The organism is Faecalicatena orotica, from assembly GCF_003149245.1.
GTDB classification, from domain to species: Bacteria; Bacillota; Clostridia; order Lachnospirales; family Lachnospiraceae; genus Faecalicatena_A; species Faecalicatena_A orotica.
Genome location: NZ_QGDL01000011.1, coordinates 112,246 through 133,375 on the forward strand (window position 1 = coordinate 112,246; position 21,130 = coordinate 133,375).

Consider the following 21,130-nt stretch of genomic DNA (forward strand, 5'->3'; position numbering starts at 1 on the left):
TTACTCTTCCTCCTTTTCTTTCTCCTTCATGCCCTTCAGACGCTGGACCAAATCCCATTCATTGCAGATAAAATAGATAAGCATACAGATCCCTGCAGCCGGAATGGCAATATAGATCACCCCCATAGAAATTGGCAGTATTGAATCCGCCTGTGTCATTTGCTTTAACGCGCCGAAGTATCCCCCGACCAGCAGGACGCCCACTGCAAAAAGGAGTATCAGGAATTCATTTATCATTTCAACGGCCACCTTCGCCTTACCCTTGAACTTATCCAGTATAAAGGTCATTGCCATATGGTCTCTTTTTCCGAACACATAAGCACCGCAGAACATTGCCAGCCAGATAAAACCATATGTAACAACCGCCTCACTCCACGAACTGGGGCTGTTAAAAACATACCGTGTCACAACCTGGTAGACTACAAGAACGGTCATGATCCCGAGAATAAATATAGATACAGCTTCTAAAATCTTATCTGTTACCTTTCGTACTTTACTCATTCTCCTGTCCCTCCGATCTCAGGGAAACAATTGCCTGATAAACGCTCTTTGTCATGTCATTGCTGTTTGCAATTGATTCCTGGAATTCTGTAAAGCTCTCTGCAAAAGCTTCTTTATCTACATCATCGATAAATTCGATTCCAAGGGCCTGCGCCTGCTCAATGCTGTCTTCTACCATCTCTGCCCAGAAATCAAATTCCTTCTCAACGCACTCGTTCATGACGCCTTCTATCAGTTCCCTGTCACCATCTGAAAGGGAATCCAGAAACTGTGTGCCCGCCACAACAAAATCCGTACTGAAGCAATGTTCTGTCCTTGAAAATACAGGTGCCACCTCATAGTACTTCTTGCCCACATAATCAATCTCATTGGATTCCGCACCGTCTACCACACCCTGCTGCATTGCTGAGTATTGTTCGGATGCAGACATCGGTACTCCTGTGCCGCCCATCAGCTGAAGCATTTTTACCATATTGTCAGACTGCATGACACGAATCTTCAATCCCTTCAGGTCCCCGGGTTCACGTACTTCTCTGTCGCAGAAAATATTTCTGGAACCAGAGCCAAACGCCCCGACGATCTTAAAATCATATTCCGATGTGGAATCAAACAGATCATCCAGAATCCCACTGGTATATGCCTCTCTTTGATGGCCACTGTCTTTGAACAAAAACGGCATGCTCAGGACAGAAAAATCGCTGTTATAACTTTCCACAATCGTAGCATTCGCAACACACATCTGAACTGCATTATTCTGAGTCAGTTCAAGTGCCGCCCTCTGGTCTCCAAGTGTTCCGTTTGAATAAATCTTTACTGTAAATCTTCCGTCCGTTACTTTCTCAATCTCTTCGGAGGCCCATTCAAGAGCCTTATAATGTGGGTAATCTTCTGCGTTATTGTAGGCAATCCTGATCACCCCGTGATCCACTTTTTCCACTTCCTTTTTCTGGCAGCCGCTTAAAAGTAAAACGGAAATCATTGCGGCTGCACAGCCTGCAGCGGTAATTCTCTTTAAATTCATGATATCCTCCCTTTTTCCCTGTCCAGTAAATGCTCCTCTATGTTCCAGAAATCACCGGTGAATACCGATGAATCACTGCAGTATGAATTCCCGTTCTCCATACCTGCGATTACTGACATATCCTCTTCGTCCAGTTCAAAATCGAATATGTTAAAATTATCTGCAATTCTATGTGGCTTCGATGATTTTGGAATGACACAATTCCCCCGCTGAATGTTCCATCTCAATATGACCTGTCCGACATTTTTATTATGCTTTTCAGCAATCCGTTCTAACTGTGGCTCCGACAGGATGCAGCCTTTTGCAAACGGTACACAGGCGGTCATCGTAATGTTCTTCTCCAGACAGTATTGATAGTCTTCCTTTTTCTGCAGCCAGGGAGAAAGTTCAATCTGGTTCATAACTGGCACAATACCAAATTTTTCTGTCAGGGCTTCCAGATGTTCTTTCTTAAAATTGGAGACACCGATTTCTTTGAAATATCCTTTTTCCTTATACTTTAGTAAGGCTTCAAAGGCATGATAACGTGCATACTCATTCAGGCCGGGCCAGTGCAGCAGGTACATGTCTATATAGTCGATGTTTAAAGCCTTCATACTGTATTCTACAGCGGTTTCAGGTGTTTTATAGCTGGTCGGCCAAATCTTGCTCACTACAAAAAGCTCACTCCGTTCAATGCCACTCTCACGTATACCCTTGCCGACATATACTTCATTTTCATAAAAGTTTGCCGTATCAATGTGCCGGTATCCCACTTCAATGGCACTTCTCACTGCACGGATTCCTTCCTCTGCCTCTGACTTATAACAACCCAGCCCAAGCATTGGAACTTTCGTTTTGTTCCGCATTGTCTTATATTCCATAGCTGACCTCCTTTGTTTTTTATTAGTTTCTCCCTTTCTTCTTTCACAATTATATAAATCTAACAGAAACTGTGTCAAAATAAGTGCTTTTATTCATATTTTTTGCTTTTTTTGTTTGTGTTGGAAAGCATTTACTTCAATTTATTGTTCATATTGCACTTTAATTTTTATTTTTTTCTTTCACAGTGTACATTTTCAACAAATATAGGTTCTTTTGTGGGGGATACTGCCGATTTGTAATAGAATTATATGTATAAAAATAAGGCCCCCTGCAATGGGAACCTGACCGGTATCCTCACTGTAAAGTGCCTTATCTTCCAATTATTATATTTTACCATAAATACTAAACTCGTTAAATACCTCGCCAAGTGCGAGCATTATACCTCGAAACATGTCTTTACTTTCTCAGCCGTGACATTGTCCCGTACATTCGCTGTATATCGTTGCGCATCTCATCCTCCGCCAGCAGCGGCAGGTGGTTTTTCAGCATATTAAATATGGACTTGTGGTGTTCCGAGCCACTCCCCATATCATGCTCCTGAAAACACTCCTCATAGGCCAGCTGGTTGAGCTGATTACGATAGCACGCCAACGGGCATTCTATAGACTTGTACATGCTGACCAGATAAGGATTACGGGATGCCTTGATAATAATCTCATGAAATTGTTTATCGGTTCTCGTATACTCTCTCTGGTTCAGTGTCCTGTCAATTTCCTCGAATTTACTAATGAGTTCTTTTAGCTGCTGCAGTTCCGCAGGTTTGATCCGCTTGGCTGCCTGATATGCCGCTTTGGGCTCCAGAGTCATCCTTGCTTCATAAATCCACAGGCATTCCTCGTAAGAAATCGGCTTTACATGGACAGTTTTACCTACACCCCGGACGAAAATACCGTCATCAACCATATCGGAAAGCGCAACCTTGACAGGGGACCGGGAGACATTCAGTTCTTTTGCAATCTTGGACTCAATGATCTTGTGCTCCGGCAGGAGATGTCCCTCAATTACCTCCTGATACAGTTCCTGGTAAATCAGGCGGCTGAGAATCGCGAAGGGATTGTTCTCCATCTCCTGCTGCACATTCTTTTTAAAATCATCACTTAATACATATTCTGTCATTGCTTATCCTTCTTTTACCAGCTTAAATGGTGAAGATGCCCTTCCAGGTTCATCCCCGCAAACTGATTCTGTCTCAGCGCTTCATAAAGAATGATTGCCACAGAATTTCCCAGATTTAATGAGCGGATATCTCCGACCATTGGGATCCTGATGCATGTGTCCTTATGCTCCACCAGAATCTCTTCCGGGATCCCGGCGCTCTCTTTGCCAAACATGATAAAGCAGTCAGGCTCATACTGGACTTCTGTATAAACTTTGGAAGCCTTTGTCGTTGCCATGTAGATCTTTGCTCCCGGATTTTGTTCCATGAAGTCATTATAATCAATATAAGTCCTCACATCCAGATCGGACCAGTAGTCCATCCCTGCACGCTTTAAAGCCTTTTCATTCAACTTGAACCCGAGCGGTTCGATCAGATGGAGACGCGTATTCGACGCCACACAGGTCCTGCCTATGTTGCCTGTGTTTGCCGGAATTTCCGGCTCATGCAGTACAATATTAAGCATGGTTCCTTACCTCTCATTCCTCAGGCGCTGTATAAATCTGCCCAGACGTCCCAGAGCTTCTTTCAAATCATCCAGTGAATAGGCATAGGAAATACGCAGGAATCCTTCTCCGCACTCGCCAAACGCGGTGCCCGGCACAACAGCCACTTTTTCTTCATTCAGAAGGCGGGTAGCAAACTCTTCTGATGTCATGCTAAATTCCTGAATACTCGGGAATACATAGAATGCGCCGAACGGCTCAAAGCATTCCAGTCCCATGCGTGCAAATTCATGCATCAGGAAACGCCTCCTCTGATTGTAGGATTTCCGCATTTCTTCTACTTCTTCTTCACAGTTTCTCAGGCCTTCGATCGCCGCATACTGGCTGTTCGTCGGCGCGCACATGATCGCAAACTGATGGAGCTTGATCATCTGTTCAATGATTGCCTCTGGTCCGCAGCAGTAGCCGAGACGCCACCCCGTCATAGCAAAACCTTTAGAAAATCCGTTGATTACGATGGTTCTCTCACGCATCCCCGGAAGGCTTGCTATGGAAACATGCTGTGTGCTGTAAGTCAGTTCCGAATAAATTTCATCGGAAATCACGTACAGGTCATGTTCCTTTACAAATTCTGCTACCGGCTCCAAGTCTTCCTTTGTCATGATGGAACCTGTCGGGTTGTTCGGAAATGGCATGATCAGGACCTTTGTCTTCGGAGTTGTATATTTTTCCAGATCTTCTACCGTCAGCTTGAACTCGTTCTCATACTGGAGCGGAATCACTACCGGCACGCCGTCTGCCATGACTGTACACGGCAGGTACGATACATAGCTTGGCTGCGGGATCAGGACCTCATCCCCCGGATCGAGCATGCAGCGCAGGCCCACGTCAATGGCCTCACTTCCGCCGACTGTGACAAGTGTCTCATTCTTTGGATCATATTTGATATGTATTTTTCTTTCTAAATATTTACAGATTTCATTTCTTAATTCCTGCAGTCCGGCATTGGACGTATAGAAGGTGCGGCCTCTTTCCAGTGAGAAAATACCTTCCTCGCGTATACGCCACGGAGTATCAAAGTCCGGCTCTCCCACACCAAGGGAAATCGCGTCTTCCATCTCGTTTGCCACGTCAAAAAACTTCCGAATACCGGACGGCTCGATTTCTATAATTTTCTTTGATAATGGATTTCTCATCAAGGCGTCACCAGCATCCTTTCTGATTCTTTCTTCGGTACAAGAATCGTTCCGTGGTCTTTATATTTTTTCAGGATAAAATATGTCGCAGTGCTGATCACAGATTCGATCGGGGATAATTTTTCAGATACAAACCGGGAAACTTCTTTCAGAGTCTTTCCCTCCAGTGTTACAAGCAGGTCATATCCCCCTGAAATCAGGTAAACTGCGTGTACTTCCGGATAATTGTAGATTCTCTCTGCAATCCGGTCAAACCCCTGGTTGCGCTGCGGCGTCACACGCACTTCGATCAGCGCAGTCACCGTCTCTACTCCCGCTTTATCCCAGTCAATCAATGTATGATATCCGCAGATGATCTTTTCTTTCTCCATGTCTGCGATCTCGTTTGCTACCTTAACCTCATCCACTCCAAGCAGAACCGCAAGTTCGCCAAGGTTTACCCTACTGTTTGTTTCCAGATATCTTAGAATTTCGTTCCTCAAGTTATCCATAACTATTACCTCCTAAAAAATGTCTGTTTTTATTTTATCTCAATGACAATTCCGCTCCCGCCATAGCATCAGTTCATCGGGTGCGGGTCTGTCCAGATACCTTTGTTCTTCACCGCTTGTGATCACCCGGGCATTACCGTCCGTGGCAACCCCAAGCCTGACGGCTCGTGCGCCGGCCCCTTCCAGGGCTTTTACGACCGCATCACCGTTCTTTGCCGTGATCAGAAAACTTCCTGCAGAAGTCATCTGGTACGGATTCAGATTATAAAATTCACAGATCTCGACAGTCTCCTGCCGGATTGATATTTTTGAAAGTTCTGTCTCCATCCCGATACCGGAAGCTTCCGCCAGCTCCCAAAGTGCCGCCAGAATTCCCCCGCTGCCGATCTGGTGAATGGCAGCCGCACCGGCCTTTCCTGCCGCGGCAATGGCTTTGGCGGCAAAGAGTTCTTTCTTCTGTTCCTTCAGCTGTCTGATGAAGGAAGGGACAAAACGTCCGCTTAACTCCTCTTCCCGCTCCGCCAGTATTCTTAAAGTGCCCTCCAGGGCAATGTGGCCGCACAGCAGGATATCCTGCCCCGCTGCCGCATCTTCTGTACGCAGAATGCTGTCCCCGGCGGCTTCTCCTGTGGCTGTTGCGATTGTCAGGATCTGGTTTACACAAGGATTGGTCTCCGCCTTCAGGCATGTCAGCTGGATACCGGCCTGCATGCAGACAGCATCCATAGAACCTGCCAGAGCCTTTAACTGCGCCTCAGTCGCAGAGAGCGGCAAAATCAGCTGTACCGACACCCCGATTACTTCCGCTCCCCGGGATGCCACGTCATTTACCGCCTTTAATATGGCATAGTCCGCACATTCCGGCACATTCCCAGACGTATCCGCCGTTGCCGTCACGACAATACCGCCGTCTGCCATGCGCAGCGCCGTGCACGGCTCTTCCATAGAAGGAGTGAAGAGTGCTTCTTCCCGCCTGCTGTTCAATTGTCTTCGCACAGACCGTTTCCATGCGGTCTGAGAGATATTTCCTGCCTTCATGACTCCTCCTTTCTGCCGGCTCCTGTTTTAAACGCCGTCTGCTGTTCCTGTTCCGTCTGTCGTTTCATTTGTACCGGCTGCCCCGTCTGCTATTCCGTTTGTATCTGCTGCCCCGTCCGATTCTCCCGTCTGGGAAGCATTTCCGGTGCCGGTCAGCTGCTGGATCATATTCATAATCTGGCTTTCGTCCTGTGACAGGATTGCCTGATTCATCTTTTCTGTATCTGCCTCGTTTGCAGAAGCCGTTCCGACCGCAACTGTTTCCTTTGAAGGCACATACTGGCTGTTATTAATTACATCACGGCTGACTTCTTCGCCATCTACATACACCACTTTCCACAACTGCGCGGACACAGCCGCCTGAGCCTGGCTTAACGTGTAATAATTGCCAATACTGTCGTCTGTAGCTATAAACCGTTTCCCGTCCGGCAGGTCCGTTCCCGTCGTCTCACTGACAAACTCCAGCGTCCTTCCGGAATCTCTTGTATCTTTACCGTATATATTAAACGTAATATTACCGTCTGCGAGTACACCTTCGATATAAACTGGTGTCTCCAAATTATTTTTAAACCTCAGATCCAGTACGTCATCCGCAATCGCCGCGTCCTGCGACGGCTGCACATAGGATACAAGCATGGTATGCGGGGACCGCTGCGTTACTTCCAGTTCCGAATACAGCACTGCATTATACAGGGTCGTGGATACCTGGCAGATTCCGCCGCCCATTGACTGGACAACTTTATCATCCTCATAAGATGCCGCTTCGGTAAATCCGTTCTCCTCTGTATAAGGTTCCATTGCCTCATTCGCGGAAAACTCTTCCCCCGGCTTTATAATGGCACCGTTGATATGGTCTGCCCCGCTCTCTATGTTCTGTGACCTGCCTGAACCATCACTTCCATAATACGTCGTGTAACTTCCGAGAAGGTCCGTCATATCTTTCAGGTCTTTTTTCGTAACCTCCGGATCCGTATAGGTCAGGGCCGCCTTAATCGTCCCACCTTTGCCATTCCAGTCTGAGCCCAGAAACTTGTTGATACTTTTAACTGTCTTCTTTGTATCCACAACTTCCCCCGGCTTCTCTTCTATCACCTTAACATCGTTGCCATCCAGGATTACTCTTGCATTTTCTGGAAGATTCAGCTGATCAGAAAAGGCCGCATTCAAAACTTTTCCGGCTGCTTTTTCCGATACTTGATAGGACACCTCGAAAACTTTCTCATTCTTATTCTTCTGGGCGCGCTTCAGGATTCTGTAACAGGAAAGTGCGTTCCCCTTTTTGCCGTAATCAACAGCTTCCTGAATCACGGCGTCCAGACCCTTCACCGTAAAGCCCAGCTCGCCTAAAGTAGTCTCACCTTTTCTGCCGTCTTCCAGAGACAGCTCCATCTTTTCATCTGCATAAGCAGACAGCTCCTCTTTCACCTTCTCCTTAGCTTTCTTAGCGTTCAGGCCGGATACATCGGTATTCCCGACAGAAACACCCTGAATAATGATACGCTCGTCAAACTTCCTGATATACCTGTGAAGAAAAAACTGTACACAGAGGATCACTACAAGTGCACAGAAAGCCACCTGAATCAAACGGAAAATCGCTTTTGCCTCCGATCTTCGTAATCTTCTCCTGCGTCTTCTTCTTTTGTTCCCCATACAAATCCCTCAAATTTCCTTAGAAACAATCCCGCTTGTCTGCTAAACAACCAGATACGGAATTACCATTGTCGCGACCATTGCCAGAATGATAACGATAACAACAATTGATATGATCTTTCTCACCTTTTTATTATATATGTTCATAAAATCCACCTCTTTTATCCGTCGGGCTGTCTGCCGGCGCTATACATACCGTTAGTTAGGTTACATTTTATACTCTTTGCAATATTTTTGCAAGAAGCATTCCCTGCACTTCGGACTCCTTGCCGTGCAAATGGACCGGCCAAACGTAATGATCTGGATATTATAAAGAATCCAGTGATCCTTTGGCAGTTCCTTCATCAGGTCCTGCTCCACCTTATCCGGATCATCATTCTTCGTGAGACCGAGCCGTTTGGATATCCGCTTCACATGCGTATCCACCACCACACTCGGCTCATGGAAAATATTTCCCCGGATCACATTCGCAGTCTTCCTTCCCACACCTGCAAGAGAAGTCAGATCATCAATGTCAGACGGTACCTCCCCGCCGAACCGCTCAACCAAAGCCTTTGTGCAGGCGATAATATTCTTCGCCTTATTATGATAGAACCCCGTCGGTTTAATATCCTGCTCCAGCTCCTTCAAATCCGCATTCGCGAACTTTTCAACAGAATCATATTTGCGGAACAAATCCTTCGTCACAATATTCACCCTCGCATCCGTGCACTGCGCACTCAGCATCGTAGCAATCAGCAGCTGCCACGGCGTGCTGTGGTTCAGATAACAAACATATTCACGGCCATACTGGTCGTCAAGTATAGAAAGAATCTCCAAAGTCCTCTTCTTCATAACCCCTCCTTGGGGACGTAATATTTCTCACTTTTACTACGTCCCAAATTGATCTTAGTGGTGTACCTAAACGTAAAAAATCTTTGCCTGATTTGTTAGTATATCCCTGTTTTTATAGTCGAACAATAATAGTTTTCCACCTATTTTTTCAAGATGTGTCATCTTCCGCAGCTGACGTTTATCATACTGTTCATATCCCTTTAGATACCTGTGTTCGCTTGCCTCTCCGTCATAAAATTCTGATGCTTCTTCTTTTGTAACTGTATCATTACCCGCAAAACCGGGCCTGTTTTTCACATTATCCCTTAGATACAAATCCACAGTCAGTGCATTTCTGTAAATTTCCTCCCTGTCGGGATCATATTTAAGAATGAACTGATGCATAATCTCATAGCGTGTAATCCGGGAATGATTGATCATATGAAGGTTATTCTCCTCATAAAATTGGCTCAGTTTTTCATATATGGAAAAAGCATCTTCGAATTTTTTCTCCAATTCCTGAAGAGTATTCGAAAACTGCCCGCTGTTATAGTAAACCTCCACCATTTCTTCAATCCCCTTAAGGCGGATAACATCAACATAGGGCAGCCATTTTGTTGATAATACTTCAAACGGCGGACGATCCTGATATTGGAGCTCATATTTTTCAACATTCTGATACATAAAGGATCCCTTTAGGACCTTCAAAAACCCCAACTGCAGTTGTTCCGGCTTCAAAGAATACACATCATTAAAGGATTTTCGAAAACTGTTGTAATCCTCATAAGGAAGTCCTGCTATCAGATCTAAATGCTGATGTGTATTCCCTGCTATATGAATTCGATTTACAACCCGCTTTACCTCATCAAACTTCATAACACGGTGGATCTCACGTATCGTATCCTGATTGGTCGACTGAACCCCAATTTCAAGCTGGATCAGCCCGGGACGCATCGTCTCAATAAGCCTTAGTTCCTCCTCGTTCAGCAGATCAGCCGCCACTTCAAAGTGAAAATTTGTTTTCCCTTTATCGTGCCGTGCAATATAGGACCAAACGGCCATCACATGCTCGTGCCTGCAGTTGAATGTTCTGTCAACAAACTTCACCTGTGGAACCTCTGCATCAATGAATACCTGAAGCTCCTTTTTTACAAGCCCCAAATCCCTGAAACGAAGGCATTTATCAATCGAAGACAAACAATAACTGCAGGAAAACGGGCATCCCCTGCTGGATTCATAATATATAATCTTATTTTTAAACTTTCCCATATCATTATAAACAAACGGAACCTTACTCAAATCCATCACCTGACGACTCTGGTTTTCAACAATCTCCGACAGATTTTCATTATTTTTCCACACCCGGAACACAATTCCTTTAATATCATTTAAATTCTTAATTTTTCCATTATAATAATCAAGAAGTTCATGAAAAGTCTCCTCACCTTCTCCACACATAATTCCATCCACCTGCGGATATGACTTCATAACCTGTCCCGCATTAAAAGAAACCTCCGGCCCCCCCAGCCAGATATGCACATGAGGCATTACCTTTTTCACCTCAACAAGCAGCTGATTTACAAAAGTAATATTCCACAAATAGCAGGAAAAACACAGAATATCCGGAGACTTCTTAAAAATATCGGCCAGAATATCATCCACATCCTGATTAATCGTATATTCGGCGATCTCTACATCCTGCGTATAACAGGAAGCGTAACTCTTCAAACTATAAACCGCCAGATTAGAATGTATATACTTTGCATTAATTGCTGTCAATAAAACTCTCATAATAAAAATAATCTCCATTTTGGTACAGGGCATTTTCCAATTAGGTACACCACTTAACTCAATTGGGGACGTAGTATAACTGAGGTTTACTACGTCCCCAATCAGGTGGTTTGATTTCTTATTTTACTATAATTTTGCTGTTCAGTAAATAAAAACTCCTCTATCCGTTGACATTTTGGCAAAAACAATGTAAAATTAAGACTCGTGCAGCCGGGGTGTTAGCGGTACCTTGTACCTGCAATCCGCTATAGCAGGGGTGATATTACGCAGAGGGTGCTGATTTGCAGAGCTGCCCTCGGAAAGTGGCGTTGAAGACTTGGGTCTCACGCGACGGAAATCTGTGAACCGTGTCAGGTCGGGAACGAAGCAGCACTAAGCAGAACCTTCCGGGTGCCGTGAGGGTGCCTGGGTTGAGTTAACTACCGAGGTAACGTCTGTGGAGACGCATTCGAAGCGTAATGCACGTAAAATAATTCTGACATTAATTGATATAAGGAGCTTTTGATTGTACGAGGGTTTTATACCTCCGGTAATCAAAGGCTCCTTTTTATAGGTTATGATTTTTGACGTTCCTTTTGCTTCTTTTGTTTTTCTCTGAGTTCTTTGAAAAACTGCTTCATCATTGCACTACATTCCTCTCCGAGTACTCCTGTTGTGAGCTCTGCCTGATGATTGAATTCTTTCATTTCTAGCAGGTTCAATATAGAACCTGCGCAGCCGGCCTTGGGATTCATGCACCCGACTACTACCCGTTTGATTCTGGCCTGTATAATGGCCCCGGAGCACATCTGGCACGGTTCCAGTGTAACATACATGGTACAGTCCTCGAGACGCCAGTCATTCATTTTCTTACTGGCTTTTTTGATTGCGATCAGCTCCGCGTGGGCGAGTGTGTTCTTATCTGTTGTACGCCGGTTGTACCCTCTTCCGATTATTTTATCCTGATAGACAATGACACAGCCAATCGGGACTTCCTCCAGTGCATAGGCTTTCTTTGCCTGTTTCATAGCTTCTTTCATATATTTTTCATCTAAAGTCATCATTTTTCCCAGCTTTCTTCCTAATCACCAAAGGCCTTTATATTCCCTTTGTCTGCAGTAATCTCATATTCAATCTTTGTTCCTTTTCCCCCGACGAGTTTTATACGGTTTTTCCCCTTCATGGCCTTGAAGGTGTCCGTGGATTCATGTTCCATATCCACATCCGCTGTAAATTCTGCCAGAGTTGTAAGTGAATCATCCGGAGAAATCAATACCAGTTTAGCCTTACCGGCTGAAACTGTGATCTGGTATGTGAGATTCACATCCGTATCTTCTGAAGCCGTAAATTCCCAGACAGTGCCCATCCCCTCCATTTTTTCTGCTGATCCTGTAAGATGATTATCACTCATGGATTGTTTGGATTTAACAAGGTTATATGTATTAAAGTTTTCCACAATCATTTTTTCATTATCATATACTCTTGCCCCATTGTTCAAGCTGCAGCCGGCCACTAATAAAACAGATAAAATTATCACAAGTAACATATTTATTTTTTTCCTCATTCTCTTTTCCTCCCGGACCTTTTTCAGTTATCTGTAATGATTTTATCATAAACACTAAACTCGTGAAATACCTCGATAAGTGTAAATAGTATACCACAATTGCCCATACCTGACCATTTTTCTAATGATGCTTTCAGAATTTCTTACCAATACTGTTCTTTTTTCCCATACCCCTGAATAAATTAGATTGAAAGAAAGACAAGACCAGAGGTGTATCATGAATCCCGGTATCTGTTATTTATATGAATACAAAAATGATCAAAAACTTAGGAATGTAGGCTTCATGAAGGTCACACCGCACTATCACGCCTGCATTCTGCAAATCAATGTGCGGGGGGTCCCTGTTAAAAATCAGGACTTTGTTTCCCTGCTTACATTCTATGAAAAAGACTCCGGCATCATTGCCAAACCAGTTGAAAAACTGCCCTGCGGCGATAAAAGTATTTATGCCAGACTGTCCGTGGATGAATCTGTATTTCCCGAAGGCAGGACCTTAGCTGATATGGGCGGTTTTTTACTCCAGACGGAGGCAGGACAATATTACGCCGCATTTACTGATAACCTGCCATTTAACACAGCCAGCATCCGGCCGTGGGAAGCTGCACCGGAACCGGTTATGGAAGCAGAATCTTTGGGAGGGTGCCCGTGCATCCTTCCAAACGACGAAGCAGCTGAGGAAACCTCTGTAGTAAACCTTGAAATGTCTTTGGATACAGAGATGGCTGTTGAAAAAGCAGCACCGCATGCCTCGAACTATGAATCTGCTATGCAGGATGATTCTACGATACAGCGCAATTATGATACGGATCGGGAAAATACCCCTGAAAACAGGAATAATCACGGAAATGGTAATTATCCAAATTTCGGAAATTACTTGAATAATGACAGCAATTCAAATCTGGAGAGATTCCCCAGTAATGAAATTGATTTAAACAGAGAAAACTTACTACTCAATGAAAATGATTCTGTTCAGGAAAACTTACCAGTCATTGAAAATGATTCCGGGCAGGAGCATCTACCCGCAGCTGAAAATAATTCCAGACAGGAGAATCTCCCTGGTAATGGCAATATCCCTGATTTGGAGAATGCGCCGGTAAATATTCCATATCCTGCACGTGATTCTGCCCCGCAGCCTGAGTTATTTCCCGTGCCGGAATACATGCCGGAAAATGCCCCCTCTCCTGAACCGGTATCAGTTCCTGAACCAGAACCGCAGTCCCGCGAAACAGTACACAAGATTCAGCGGTCCGATCTTTCCATGCTCCCGCGCCGGTGCTGGAATCTGGCTAACAACAGCTTTTTGATGCATGGCTATCACAATTACCACCACCTGCTCCTTGTAGAAGAAGACGGACACTTCTGGCTCGGCGTTCCGGGAATCTACGCCCCCCGTGAAGCAAGAGCCGCAGAACTTTTCGGTTTCCCACAGTTCACGCAGACTTATACCAGTCAGCTGGACCTCAGCAGTGATGAGTGTGAGGACAGCGAAAAGTTTGGATACTGGTGCCGTTTCATCCGCTGATGTTACTGTGTCCCCCTTCGGGTGTTCATAGTAACGGCATCTGCTTATTTAAAGTCGTCTTCTATTGAGTTTTTCAGGTACAGGAGGTATAATTACCATATTATGATAACGGCAGGAGGAAATACAATGAAGATTTATGATTCAGTAAAAAAGGAAGAAGTTGAAATCTCCGGTACAGAAGATCTGATCCGTCTGATGGAAGAAGGCGGGCGGCAGGTAGACTTGTATTTAAAAGAGAAGAAGTCTGATGAGGACGGGTATCTTTCATGGGATGTCGAGCACTGGTCCAGTATCGACAAAAAGAGATTTATCCGCTGCTATTCACTGGAAGGCAGAACGTTAAGCGAATCAACCGGGCATAATATATATGATCTGAAAAATGATTTCAAACCAGAAGAAGCGGAAAAGATTGAACTCAGTTAGTTTGCATTATCAAAAAACATTCGAATTAAGAGGGATACCGCAGTATCTCTTGCAGAGCAGGGTATATTATTTCAATATCCCCTGCTCTTTTATTCAATATTCCAAAAAATGCATCTTCCACACCGCCAGTGAGATCGCCACCACTGAAATCCCTGTGGCTGTAAGAAGCGTCTGTACTTTCACCACATCCGCCAACGGCCCGAATACCGCCATCCCCAGCGGAAGCGCACAGGACGTTGCAATCTGCATAAAGCTGAAGATCCTCCCATGCATTTCCTGCGGCACCTTTTCCTGTATGGTTACCGTAATCGGTGCGTTATAGCAGGGTGATGTTATCCCGATCAGGGCATTGCACACCAGATAAAACGGAAAAACCGGCGCACTGCCCAGTGCTATCATAAGCATCCCATAAAATGCACCTGCCGACATCGTCGTGTTCATTTTTTTTCGGAATCCGCCCCAGGAAGCGATCAAAAGGCCTCCCGCGATCATGCCCAGGCTATAAGTCATTTCACTTGCAGTAAGCCTCCACACGTCTGCGCCAAATGTCCGTTTCACCATGAGCGGCGTCAGAAAAGCGGACGGGCTGATCAAAAAAAGAATGATAAGCTGATAGGAAAGCAGTCTTTTAATAAAATGGTTCTCCTTCAGATATAAAAAACCACTTCTGATCTCTTCCATACCTGAATTCAAGCGGCTTCTCTCCTTGTGGACAGGTTTTATGTAAACTGTAGCCGTAATTCCGACCCCGATGACAGCTGTCAAAAAATCGATCAGTAAGGTTGTCTCGAATGGTGCCACAGACAGGATCACACCGCTGACAGCAGGCGAAAGAAACATCATCAGAGACGACAGGGTACTGTTGATGCCGTTAATCCTCATGAGTTCCTCCTGTGGGACAATCTGCGGTATAACCGAGTTCACCGCCGGAGTCTGTATCCCCGTACCCGCGGAACGAATGACCAACACCAAAAACAGAAGCCAGATACTCTTATGGCCCGATAAGAAAGTAACAGCCAGCAGCAGTGTTGACACAGCAATCACCGAGTCAGATAACATAATCATTTTTTTACGGTCGTATCTGTCTATCCATACACCTGCAAATAAAGAAATGACAATCTGCGGCAGAAAACCGCACAGCGTCGAGATCGTCAGCATTTTTCCGGATGACGTCGACAGCGTGATATACCAGACAATCGCATACTGCACGATTGACGAACCAAACAGCGAGATCGTCTGTGCCGTCAGAAAACGGCTGATTGAGCTTTTCCAATTTGATTTATTCATAATTTGTTCCTTTTCATCTATTCATTTCTATAATTCTTCAAATCCCTTATATTCTCCAATATGAAACCGTGGGACATGCAGTCATATTAAACTAGCCATGATGCTATGCAGAGAGGTACACCGAAAGTAAAAAAACTTGTTCGGATTAGGCAGCCCTTTATCAGTGATTCGGAAAGTAAATCTCAACAAAATAATCGTTGTCCAAATCTTCATGTGCCAATGCAAAAAGGTACTTCACAAGCAATTCGGCATCACATAAATGAAAGTTTTTGCAAATTTTATTAAGATAAGTGTGTAGTTCGCTGTTCTTACCCCAGAACTTTGTTTTCCCAAACATTCCTGTTATCTCTACTGTTTTTATATTTCCAGATTCAGAAAACATTTTTCCTGTATGTTCCACATCCTGATAAGAGATACCGGCATTCCGCGGAAGCTCTGCAACGAACCCGGCTGAATCGCTCTGGTAAAAACTCCATTGTTCCATTTGCAGGAAACTGCCCGTATTATTCCAGTCAAACCCTGCCGGTGGAAACATTTCGATGGGCATTTGGTAAATCTCTTTATCTAAAGTTTCATACTGGATGCTCCCCAAATCATCATCGTTTTTGTGCAAAGAAATTTGCGTCAGTAAATCCGACATTTGACGGGAATGATTTTCGAGCTGCTGCAATGCCTTCTTTCTTTCCTCTATCGCTGCCTGCTGTTCTTTGACAAGAAGTATATAATCTTCAATTTCCCCAGAAGCCAATCGTTTTTGCAAATTCTCCAAAGAAATATCAAGAGAGCGTCCCGCTAAAATCATTTCCAATATATCAAGTTGTTCAAAAGAATAATACCGATAACCAGACGGCTCAGTGACGATGGGTTTCAAAAGTCCAATTTTGTCATAGTGCCGTAATGTATCAAGAGATATTCCATAGAGTTTACAAACCTGCCCAATTCTTAATAACTGTCCCATCATAATATCCTTTCGTAAAAAACAATAAATGCATTTCCGCTCTTGACTCTTGAGTAAGTCAAGAGTTTATAGTGGTATTATAAACAAAATAATTTGAAAAGTAAAGACGAACAATTCAGGTATTTACAGGAAAACAGGGAGGGCAAACAATGCGTGTGGAAAAAATGAAGGAATTCATCATAAAGGTCTTGTTTTGGATATTGATTGGAGGATTGGTCTTTCTAACAATCAGCTACATTTTACCTGTGCTGAAACCCTTTATTGCGGCGTTCATCATTGTGCTTATTTTAAATCCGATCATCCGGCACGTTGCAAGAATAGGCCGTTGCGGGCGTAAAACAGCTTCTGTTACAATACTCATTCTTTTTTACGCAATATTGTTTCTGTTCATTGTAGTAGTCGGTGCTGATATTGCAAACTTTATAAAAACATTCGTAGCGGGGTTTCCTGAACTATATGACAGTACGATTTTGCCCGCTTTGGAAGCGGCCACACACGGTATGGAGGCCGCTACAGAACATTTCAGCCCGGATTTTCAAACAATGCTTACTTACATAGGAGAATCTGTTTCTGGCGCGGTATCTGGATTTGTCGGAAACGCTTCTTCATCCGTTGTAACACTGGTCACAGGCATTGCATCGAAAACGCCCCAAATGCTGATGAACTTTATCATTACAATCGTGGCCTCCTTTTTCTGTGTAATTGACTACGAAAAAATAATTGCTTTTGGGGGCAGACATTTACCTACAAAAGCAACTCAGGTATTTATCAAAATAAAGAAAAAAGGAATTTCAGTTTTGTCGCAATTCGGAAAAGCATATCTAATTCTGATGAGTTTGACATTTGTGGAGCTGGCTGTCGGACTGTCACTGCTCAAAATTGAGGATTCTATTTTGCTCGCGGGGATCATTGCACTGGTAGACATTCTCCCTGTACTTGGGGTTGGAACCGTCCTGCTCCCGTGGATTGCAACCAGTTTCCTGACTCACAATATCCCTCTTGGCGTGGGGCTTCTCATTTTATATATCATCATTACAGTCGTGCGGCAGATATTAGAGCCCCGCGTTGTAGGGCAGCAGATTGGACTGCACCCGTTAATAACCATGATGTGCATGTTTGTGGGAGCCTACTTTTTCGGCATCATAGGGCTGTTTGGATTTCCCATCCTGGCAACGATTTTGGTGCAGTTAAAAAGAAACGGTGGCTTTGATAACGATAAAAATAACGGTGAGGTGACACAAAGATGAACGATCATTTGACAATCTATCAAAAACCAGTTACATTTTACAATATTTTGAAATTCACTTTTCCCACGATGGTCATGGCATTGATCCAAGTGCTGTACACAACAGTTGACGGTATCTTCGTAGCCAGATTTGTCGGAACGGACGCAATGGCTGCATTAACGCTGTTATCGGAGTCCTCTTTTCCGAACCGCTAAAAAGCCAGCTTTTGTATTTTGTAAAGCCGGTATTCAGAATACGAACCTTGTTTGACTCCGCAACAAATGGAATGAGTGAGATGGCCACCACACTTGTTTCCGGCATAAACGCGCTTCTGATGAATCAAGCGCTACTTCTATATGCCGGTGAAAATGGCGTTGCAGCCTATACGGTTATTTACTATGTGTTCAGTGCAATGACGGCTTTGTATATCGGCTATATTTATGGGGTGTCGCCTATAATTAGCTACAACTACGGTCAGCATGATACGGACAAGCTGAAGAAGCTCACGAAAGTAAATCTTATTTTTATAGCGCTGGTGTCCGGTATCTCTGCTTTAACCGCATGGATATTTGGCGGAAATTTGATTGGAATTTTTGCGGAACCGGGAACGGCGGTCTATGAAATAGCAGTACATGGAAATTTCATTTTCATGTTTGCACTGCTTTTTAACGGATTTAACACCTACGCCAGCGGACTGTTCACCGCACTTTCCAATGGCGTTGTATCTGGAGTGATCGCATTTTGCCGCACCTTTTTATTCTCGCTGGGAGCGATTCTGTTGTTGCCTGGAATATTGCAGACCAACGGAATCTGGCTTGCAACGCCCATTGCGGAATTTTTAGGAATCATAGTTTCAATTATGTGCTTTTTCCGATACAGAAAAAGGTACGGCTATTAACAGGAGGATATTGAAATGGAAGAAATAAAATATCGGGAAATCTGCCCGGAAGATTATAGTTCAATCAAAAAACTGATTGATGAAGTATGGAATTTGAATCAATTTTGTGACACTGGACAGGAATTAGAGGATTCTCTGAATATTTATCTGCAATCCAGTTTGCTCGATATTTCATATGGGAAGGTGGCGGTACTTGACGGAGAAGTTGTGGGTGTTCTGCTGGGTAAGGATGATGGGCAGAAGAACATCATCAAGCGAAGTACCGCACTGTGGGCACTGGTCAAGAGCAGTGTGTCACTGCTCTTTCATTCGACCAAACGAATGAGACGGCACTTAAAAAATGTACTACAAATCTCTAAAGCAGATGAAAAAATGATGGCTATGCATAAAGGAAATTTTACTGGGCACATTGAGTTGCTGATTGTGGGGAAAAGCACTCAGGGGCTAGGCGTGGGGAAAAACCTCGTCAAAGACTTTATATCCCATGTAGCTCATAGAGGTAAGTTCGCGATTTATGTTCATACTGATACACAGTGCAACTATAAATTTTATGATCATCAGGGATTTGAACGATTGGATTCCGTAGATGCAATGTTAAACGATGGTCATGGAATAACACTTTTTCTTTACAAATTAGAACAAATATTAGAATAGCTCATTTTCTATTGTCTAAGGAAACAGTTTCATCTCCTGACGGAAACAGGGCCAGGGCGCCATAATTCAATTGAATCATGGCGCCCCATATTGTAATCATTTATTTACTGACGTCTCCGGCCATACCTCTACCGTGCATCTTACTAAAATCCTCTACAGTATCCCCGCATTAAAAATTTTTAATATCATATCCGTGGTTCCTACGTTATAGCCGCTTGCCTCATATACGCAGTTTGCTTCTTTATCTGTCACCAAAACTATCGGAATGCTCTCCTGGTCTACATAGAATCTTCTTCCGAGGAAGGATTCCCTTTCTTCTACGGAGCCACTGAAGACCTTTACGTGGTCCAGAGTTATATACCAGACTATCGCATGCTGCACGATTGACGAACCAAACAGCAAGATGGTAGTACAATCTGTTGTTTTTACTCCGATGCCGTGTAGGAAGGTACACCAAATGATATGCGTTCCTATTTAGAACCGACTTTTTTCATTTCGTCAAATTGCCCAATTGTTCTTTTTATCCCTACATGCTATACTTTCCTCAGAAACTTCGAAAGGTATTCGCCTTTCATTTTTCAGTCGGCATATCGTCGATTTATCCCATTAATTATTTATTAGGACCGCAGAAAATGAACCCTTTACATTTTTAAGGTACTTCTGACTTTTATATCTCTATATTTCGTGATATGATAATTATAAATCAGAATAACTCCTTAAATGTGTAACCTTCATTTTCTGCACAGGAAAGGAGATTTTATGACCAAAGACAACTTTATTATGTTACCCACTGTAGACTTTTGTTTCAAGGAACTGATGCAGAACTCTAAAGTCAGGAAAGGCTTCATTTCAGCTTTGTTGAATCTTTCTCCTGATGAGGTTGAAGATACCATACTTCTGCCAACGCTTCTTCAACGGGACTCCGCTGATGACAAGCAGGGGATTATGGATGTACGGGTACTGCTTAAGAATGGAACGCAAATGAATATGGAAATGCAGGTCAAATACTTTGAATACTGGGATGAGCGTGCCTTGTTTTATCTCAGCAAAATGTTTGACAGTCAGATCCACAAGGGTGAATCCTATGAAAAATTGCAGAAGTGTATTCATGTAAGTATTTTAGATTTCATCCATTTTCCGAATGACAAAGAATGTTACCGCAGGATTCATTTTCGGGATGATAAAACCTCTGATCTATATTCGGACAAAATGGAGCTTCAGATATTGGAGCTAAAAAAATTACCCCCTGAACTTAAAACCAGTGAGGATGTTCTCGCATGGATGAGGTTCTTCAGTGGCAAAAGTAGAGAGGAGTTTCAAACTATGGCTAAAACAAACGAATATCTCGATGAAGCATACAATACATTGCTCAATCTGAGTGCTGATGAGAAAAAACGGTTGGAATATGAGGCACGGGAAAAAGCTTTAAAAGATTATAATACACAAATCAGCAGTGCCGAAAAGAGAGGGCTTAAAGCCGGAGAAGAGGTCGGACGCAAAGATGGAATACGCATAGGCAAAGAACTGGGGGTTCAGGAGGCCCGTCAAGTTTTCAAACTATACATGCAGGGCAGATCTCAAGAAGAAATTGCAGACCTCTGTGATATCAGTATAGACAACGTGAAGCAAATATTAGAATAGCTCACTTCCCA

General features: G+C 43.8%; 23 protein-coding genes and 1 other RNA gene. 8 read left to right on the plus strand and 16 right to left on the minus strand.

Annotated features, from left to right (window positions below):
• The 11 genes from A8806_RS17700 to A8806_RS17750 form a co-directional block, all read right to left on the minus strand.
• Entirely contained in the window at positions 1-501 is a 501-nt protein-coding gene (locus A8806_RS17700) for a TRAP transporter small permease (protein WP_109732488.1), read from the minus strand.
• The gene (gene dctP / locus A8806_RS17705; RefSeq protein WP_109732489.1) at positions 494-1,522 is read right to left on the minus strand and encodes a TRAP transporter substrate-binding protein DctP; all 1,029 of its coding nucleotides are present in this window, start codon (positions 1,520-1,522) and stop codon (positions 494-496) included. The genes A8806_RS17700 and dctP overlap by 8 nt, the downstream gene beginning before the upstream one ends.
• Positions 1,519-2,385: an aldo/keto reductase gene (locus A8806_RS17710; RefSeq protein ID WP_109732490.1), complete on the minus strand. Its 867-nt coding sequence runs from the start codon at positions 2,383-2,385 to the stop codon at positions 1,519-1,521. Before A8806_RS17710 ends, dctP begins: the two co-directional genes overlap by 4 nt.
• A 397-nt stretch (positions 2,386-2,782) precedes the next feature.
• Positions 2,783-3,502 carry a GntR family transcriptional regulator gene (locus A8806_RS17715; protein ID WP_109732491.1) on the minus strand — a complete coding sequence of 240 codons (720 nt, stop codon included), beginning with the start codon at positions 3,500-3,502 and terminating at the stop codon, positions 2,783-2,785.
• Between the two features lie 14 nt (positions 3,503-3,516).
• Positions 3,517-4,008: a tRNA (cytidine(34)-2'-O)-methyltransferase gene (locus A8806_RS17720; protein WP_109732492.1), complete on the minus strand. Its 492-nt coding sequence runs from the start codon at positions 4,006-4,008 to the stop codon at positions 3,517-3,519.
• Positions 4,009-4,014: 6 nt separating this feature from the next.
• Positions 4,015-5,184 (minus strand): aminotransferase class I/II-fold pyridoxal phosphate-dependent enzyme, encoded by a 1,170-nt coding sequence (locus tag A8806_RS17725; protein ID WP_109732493.1) that lies wholly within the window; start codon positions 5,182-5,184, stop codon positions 4,015-4,017.
• Positions 5,184-5,675 (minus strand): Lrp/AsnC family transcriptional regulator, encoded by a 492-nt coding sequence (locus A8806_RS17730; RefSeq protein ID WP_109732494.1) that lies wholly within the window; start codon positions 5,673-5,675, stop codon positions 5,184-5,186. Before A8806_RS17730 ends, A8806_RS17725 begins: the two co-directional genes overlap by 1 nt.
• Positions 5,676-5,714: 39 nt before the next feature.
• Positions 5,715-6,713: an AIR synthase-related protein gene (locus A8806_RS17735; protein ID WP_109732495.1), complete on the minus strand. Its 999-nt coding sequence runs from the start codon at positions 6,711-6,713 to the stop codon at positions 5,715-5,717.
• A gap of 27 nt (positions 6,714-6,740) precedes the next feature.
• The gene (locus A8806_RS17740) at positions 6,741-8,363 is read right to left on the minus strand and encodes a VanW family protein (protein WP_109732496.1); all 1,623 of its coding nucleotides are present in this window, start codon (positions 8,361-8,363) and stop codon (positions 6,741-6,743) included.
• A gap of 207 nt (positions 8,364-8,570) precedes the next feature.
• Positions 8,571-9,197 carry an endonuclease III gene (gene nth, locus A8806_RS17745; RefSeq protein ID WP_109732497.1) on the minus strand — a complete coding sequence of 209 codons (627 nt, stop codon included), beginning with the start codon at positions 9,195-9,197 and terminating at the stop codon, positions 8,571-8,573.
• Positions 9,198-9,263: 66 nt separating this feature from the next.
• On the minus strand, positions 9,264-10,967 hold the full coding sequence (locus tag A8806_RS17750) for a B12-binding domain-containing radical SAM protein (RefSeq protein WP_109732498.1): 1,704 nt from the start codon (positions 10,965-10,967) through the stop codon (positions 9,264-9,266).
• A gap of 202 nt (positions 10,968-11,169) precedes the next feature.
• Here A8806_RS17750 and ffs point away from each other — a divergent pair.
• Positions 11,170-11,433, plus strand: an RNA gene (gene ffs, locus A8806_RS17755) — signal recognition particle sRNA large type.
• 88 nt (positions 11,434-11,521) lie between these two features.
• Here ffs and tadA read toward each other — a convergent pair.
• Together tadA and A8806_RS17765 are read right to left on the minus strand one after the other, a co-directional pair.
• On the minus strand, positions 11,522-12,007 hold the full coding sequence (gene tadA, locus A8806_RS17760) for a tRNA adenosine(34) deaminase TadA (protein WP_109732591.1): 486 nt from the start codon (positions 12,005-12,007) through the stop codon (positions 11,522-11,524).
• Positions 12,008-12,027: 20 nt separating this feature from the next.
• Positions 12,028-12,510 (minus strand): hypothetical protein, encoded by a 483-nt coding sequence (locus tag A8806_RS17765; protein WP_109732499.1) that lies wholly within the window; start codon positions 12,508-12,510, stop codon positions 12,028-12,030.
• A 283-nt stretch (positions 12,511-12,793) separates the two neighbouring features.
• On the opposite strand from A8806_RS17765, the gene A8806_RS17770 reads away from it, so the two are divergent.
• A complete protein-coding gene (locus tag A8806_RS17770) occupies positions 12,794-14,032 on the plus strand; it encodes a DUF6128 domain-containing protein (protein ID WP_181368768.1) in 1,239 nt (412 codons plus the stop codon).
• A gap of 126 nt (positions 14,033-14,158) precedes the next feature.
• Positions 14,159-14,455 (plus strand): hypothetical protein, encoded by a 297-nt coding sequence (locus A8806_RS17775; RefSeq protein ID WP_109732592.1) that lies wholly within the window; start codon positions 14,159-14,161, stop codon positions 14,453-14,455.
• Positions 14,456-14,548: 93 nt separating this feature from the next.
• Here A8806_RS17775 and A8806_RS17780 read toward each other — a convergent pair whose 3' ends face one another.
• A complete protein-coding gene (locus tag A8806_RS17780; RefSeq protein WP_109732501.1) occupies positions 14,549-15,742 on the minus strand; it encodes an MFS transporter in 1,194 nt (397 codons plus the stop codon).
• A 160-nt stretch (positions 15,743-15,902) separates the two neighbouring features.
• Complete coding sequence (locus A8806_RS17785; RefSeq protein ID WP_109732502.1) at positions 15,903-16,703, minus strand: MerR family DNA-binding transcriptional regulator; 801 nt, start codon at positions 16,701-16,703, stop codon at positions 15,903-15,905.
• A 146-nt stretch (positions 16,704-16,849) separates the two neighbouring features.
• Between A8806_RS17785 and ytvI the strand changes: the two genes are divergently transcribed.
• The 4 genes from ytvI (at position 16,850) to A8806_RS17805 (ending at position 19,478) form a co-directional block, all read left to right on the plus strand.
• Positions 16,850-17,947, plus strand: a complete 1,098-nt coding sequence (gene ytvI / locus A8806_RS17790; protein WP_109732503.1) for a sporulation integral membrane protein YtvI — start codon at positions 16,850-16,852, stop codon at positions 17,945-17,947.
• Positions 17,944-18,141 (plus strand): oligosaccharide flippase family protein, encoded by a 198-nt coding sequence (locus A8806_RS17795; RefSeq protein WP_109732504.1) that lies wholly within the window; start codon positions 17,944-17,946, stop codon positions 18,139-18,141. Before ytvI ends, A8806_RS17795 begins: the two co-directional genes overlap by 4 nt.
• 80 nt (positions 18,142-18,221) lie before the next feature.
• On the plus strand, positions 18,222-18,824 hold the full coding sequence (locus tag A8806_RS17800; protein WP_181368769.1) for an MATE family efflux transporter: 603 nt from the start codon (positions 18,222-18,224) through the stop codon (positions 18,822-18,824).
• Positions 18,825-18,839: 15 nt separating this feature from the next.
• The gene (locus A8806_RS17805) at positions 18,840-19,478 is read left to right on the plus strand and encodes a GNAT family N-acetyltransferase (RefSeq protein WP_109732506.1); all 639 of its coding nucleotides are present in this window, start codon (positions 18,840-18,842) and stop codon (positions 19,476-19,478) included.
• Between the two features lie 153 nt (positions 19,479-19,631).
• Here A8806_RS17805 and A8806_RS17810 read toward each other — a convergent pair whose 3' ends face one another.
• The gene (locus A8806_RS17810; RefSeq protein ID WP_181368770.1) at positions 19,632-19,859 is read right to left on the minus strand and encodes a hypothetical protein; all 228 of its coding nucleotides are present in this window, start codon (positions 19,857-19,859) and stop codon (positions 19,632-19,634) included.
• 378 nt (positions 19,860-20,237) lie between these two features.
• Between A8806_RS17810 and A8806_RS17815 the strand changes: the two genes are divergently transcribed.
• Positions 20,238-21,119 carry an Rpn family recombination-promoting nuclease/putative transposase gene (locus A8806_RS17815; RefSeq protein WP_109732508.1) on the plus strand — a complete coding sequence of 294 codons (882 nt, stop codon included), beginning with the start codon at positions 20,238-20,240 and terminating at the stop codon, positions 21,117-21,119.
• Positions 21,120-21,130: the final 11 nt, after the last annotated feature.

Bases quoted from the DNA above. Each gene is read 5' to 3' on its own strand.
- A8806_RS17700 (WP_109732488.1), bottom strand. From the start codon at position 501: ATGAGTAAAGTACGAAAGGTAACAGATAAGATTTTAGAAGCTGTATCT.
- dctP (WP_109732489.1), bottom strand. From the start codon at position 1,522: ATGAATTTAAAGAGAATTACCGCTGCAGGCTGTGCAGCCGCAATGATT.
- A8806_RS17710 (WP_109732490.1), bottom strand. From the start codon at position 2,385: ATGGAATATAAGACAATGCGGAACAAAACGAAAGTTCCAATGCTTGGG.
- A8806_RS17715 (WP_109732491.1), bottom strand. From the start codon at position 3,502: ATGACAGAATATGTATTAAGTGATGATTTTAAAAAGAATGTGCAGCAG.
- A8806_RS17720 (WP_109732492.1), bottom strand. From the start codon at position 4,008: ATGCTTAATATTGTACTGCATGAGCCGGAAATTCCGGCAAACACAGGC.
- A8806_RS17725 (WP_109732493.1), bottom strand. From the start codon at position 5,184: ATGAGAAATCCATTATCAAAGAAAATTATAGAAATCGAGCCGTCCGGT.
- A8806_RS17730 (WP_109732494.1), bottom strand. From the start codon at position 5,675: ATGGATAACTTGAGGAACGAAATTCTAAGATATCTGGAAACAAACAGT.
- A8806_RS17735 (WP_109732495.1), bottom strand. From the start codon at position 6,713: ATGAAGGCAGGAAATATCTCTCAGACCGCATGGAAACGGTCTGTGCGA.
- A8806_RS17740 (WP_109732496.1), bottom strand. From the start codon at position 8,363: ATGGGGAACAAAAGAAGAAGACGCAGGAGAAGATTACGAAGATCGGAG.
- nth (WP_109732497.1), bottom strand. From the start codon at position 9,197: ATGAAGAAGAGGACTTTGGAGATTCTTTCTATACTTGACGACCAGTAT.
- A8806_RS17750 (WP_109732498.1), bottom strand. From the start codon at position 10,967: ATGAGAGTTTTATTGACAGCAATTAATGCAAAGTATATACATTCTAAT.
- tadA (WP_109732591.1), bottom strand. From the start codon at position 12,007: ATGACTTTAGATGAAAAATATATGAAAGAAGCTATGAAACAGGCAAAG.
- A8806_RS17765 (WP_109732499.1), bottom strand. From the start codon at position 12,510: ATGAGGAAAAAAATAAATATGTTACTTGTGATAATTTTATCTGTTTTA.
- A8806_RS17770 (WP_181368768.1), top strand. From the start codon at position 12,794: ATGAAGGTCACACCGCACTATCACGCCTGCATTCTGCAAATCAATGTG.
- A8806_RS17775 (WP_109732592.1), top strand. From the start codon at position 14,159: ATGAAGATTTATGATTCAGTAAAAAAGGAAGAAGTTGAAATCTCCGGT.
- A8806_RS17780 (WP_109732501.1), bottom strand. From the start codon at position 15,742: ATGAATAAATCAAATTGGAAAAGCTCAATCAGCCGTTTTCTGACGGCA.
- A8806_RS17785 (WP_109732502.1), bottom strand. From the start codon at position 16,703: ATGATGGGACAGTTATTAAGAATTGGGCAGGTTTGTAAACTCTATGGA.
- ytvI (WP_109732503.1), top strand. From the start codon at position 16,850: ATGCGTGTGGAAAAAATGAAGGAATTCATCATAAAGGTCTTGTTTTGG.
- A8806_RS17795 (WP_109732504.1), top strand. From the start codon at position 17,944: ATGAACGATCATTTGACAATCTATCAAAAACCAGTTACATTTTACAAT.
- A8806_RS17800 (WP_181368769.1), top strand. From the start codon at position 18,222: ATGGCCACCACACTTGTTTCCGGCATAAACGCGCTTCTGATGAATCAA.
- A8806_RS17805 (WP_109732506.1), top strand. From the start codon at position 18,840: ATGGAAGAAATAAAATATCGGGAAATCTGCCCGGAAGATTATAGTTCA.
- A8806_RS17815 (WP_109732508.1), top strand. From the start codon at position 20,238: ATGACCAAAGACAACTTTATTATGTTACCCACTGTAGACTTTTGTTTC.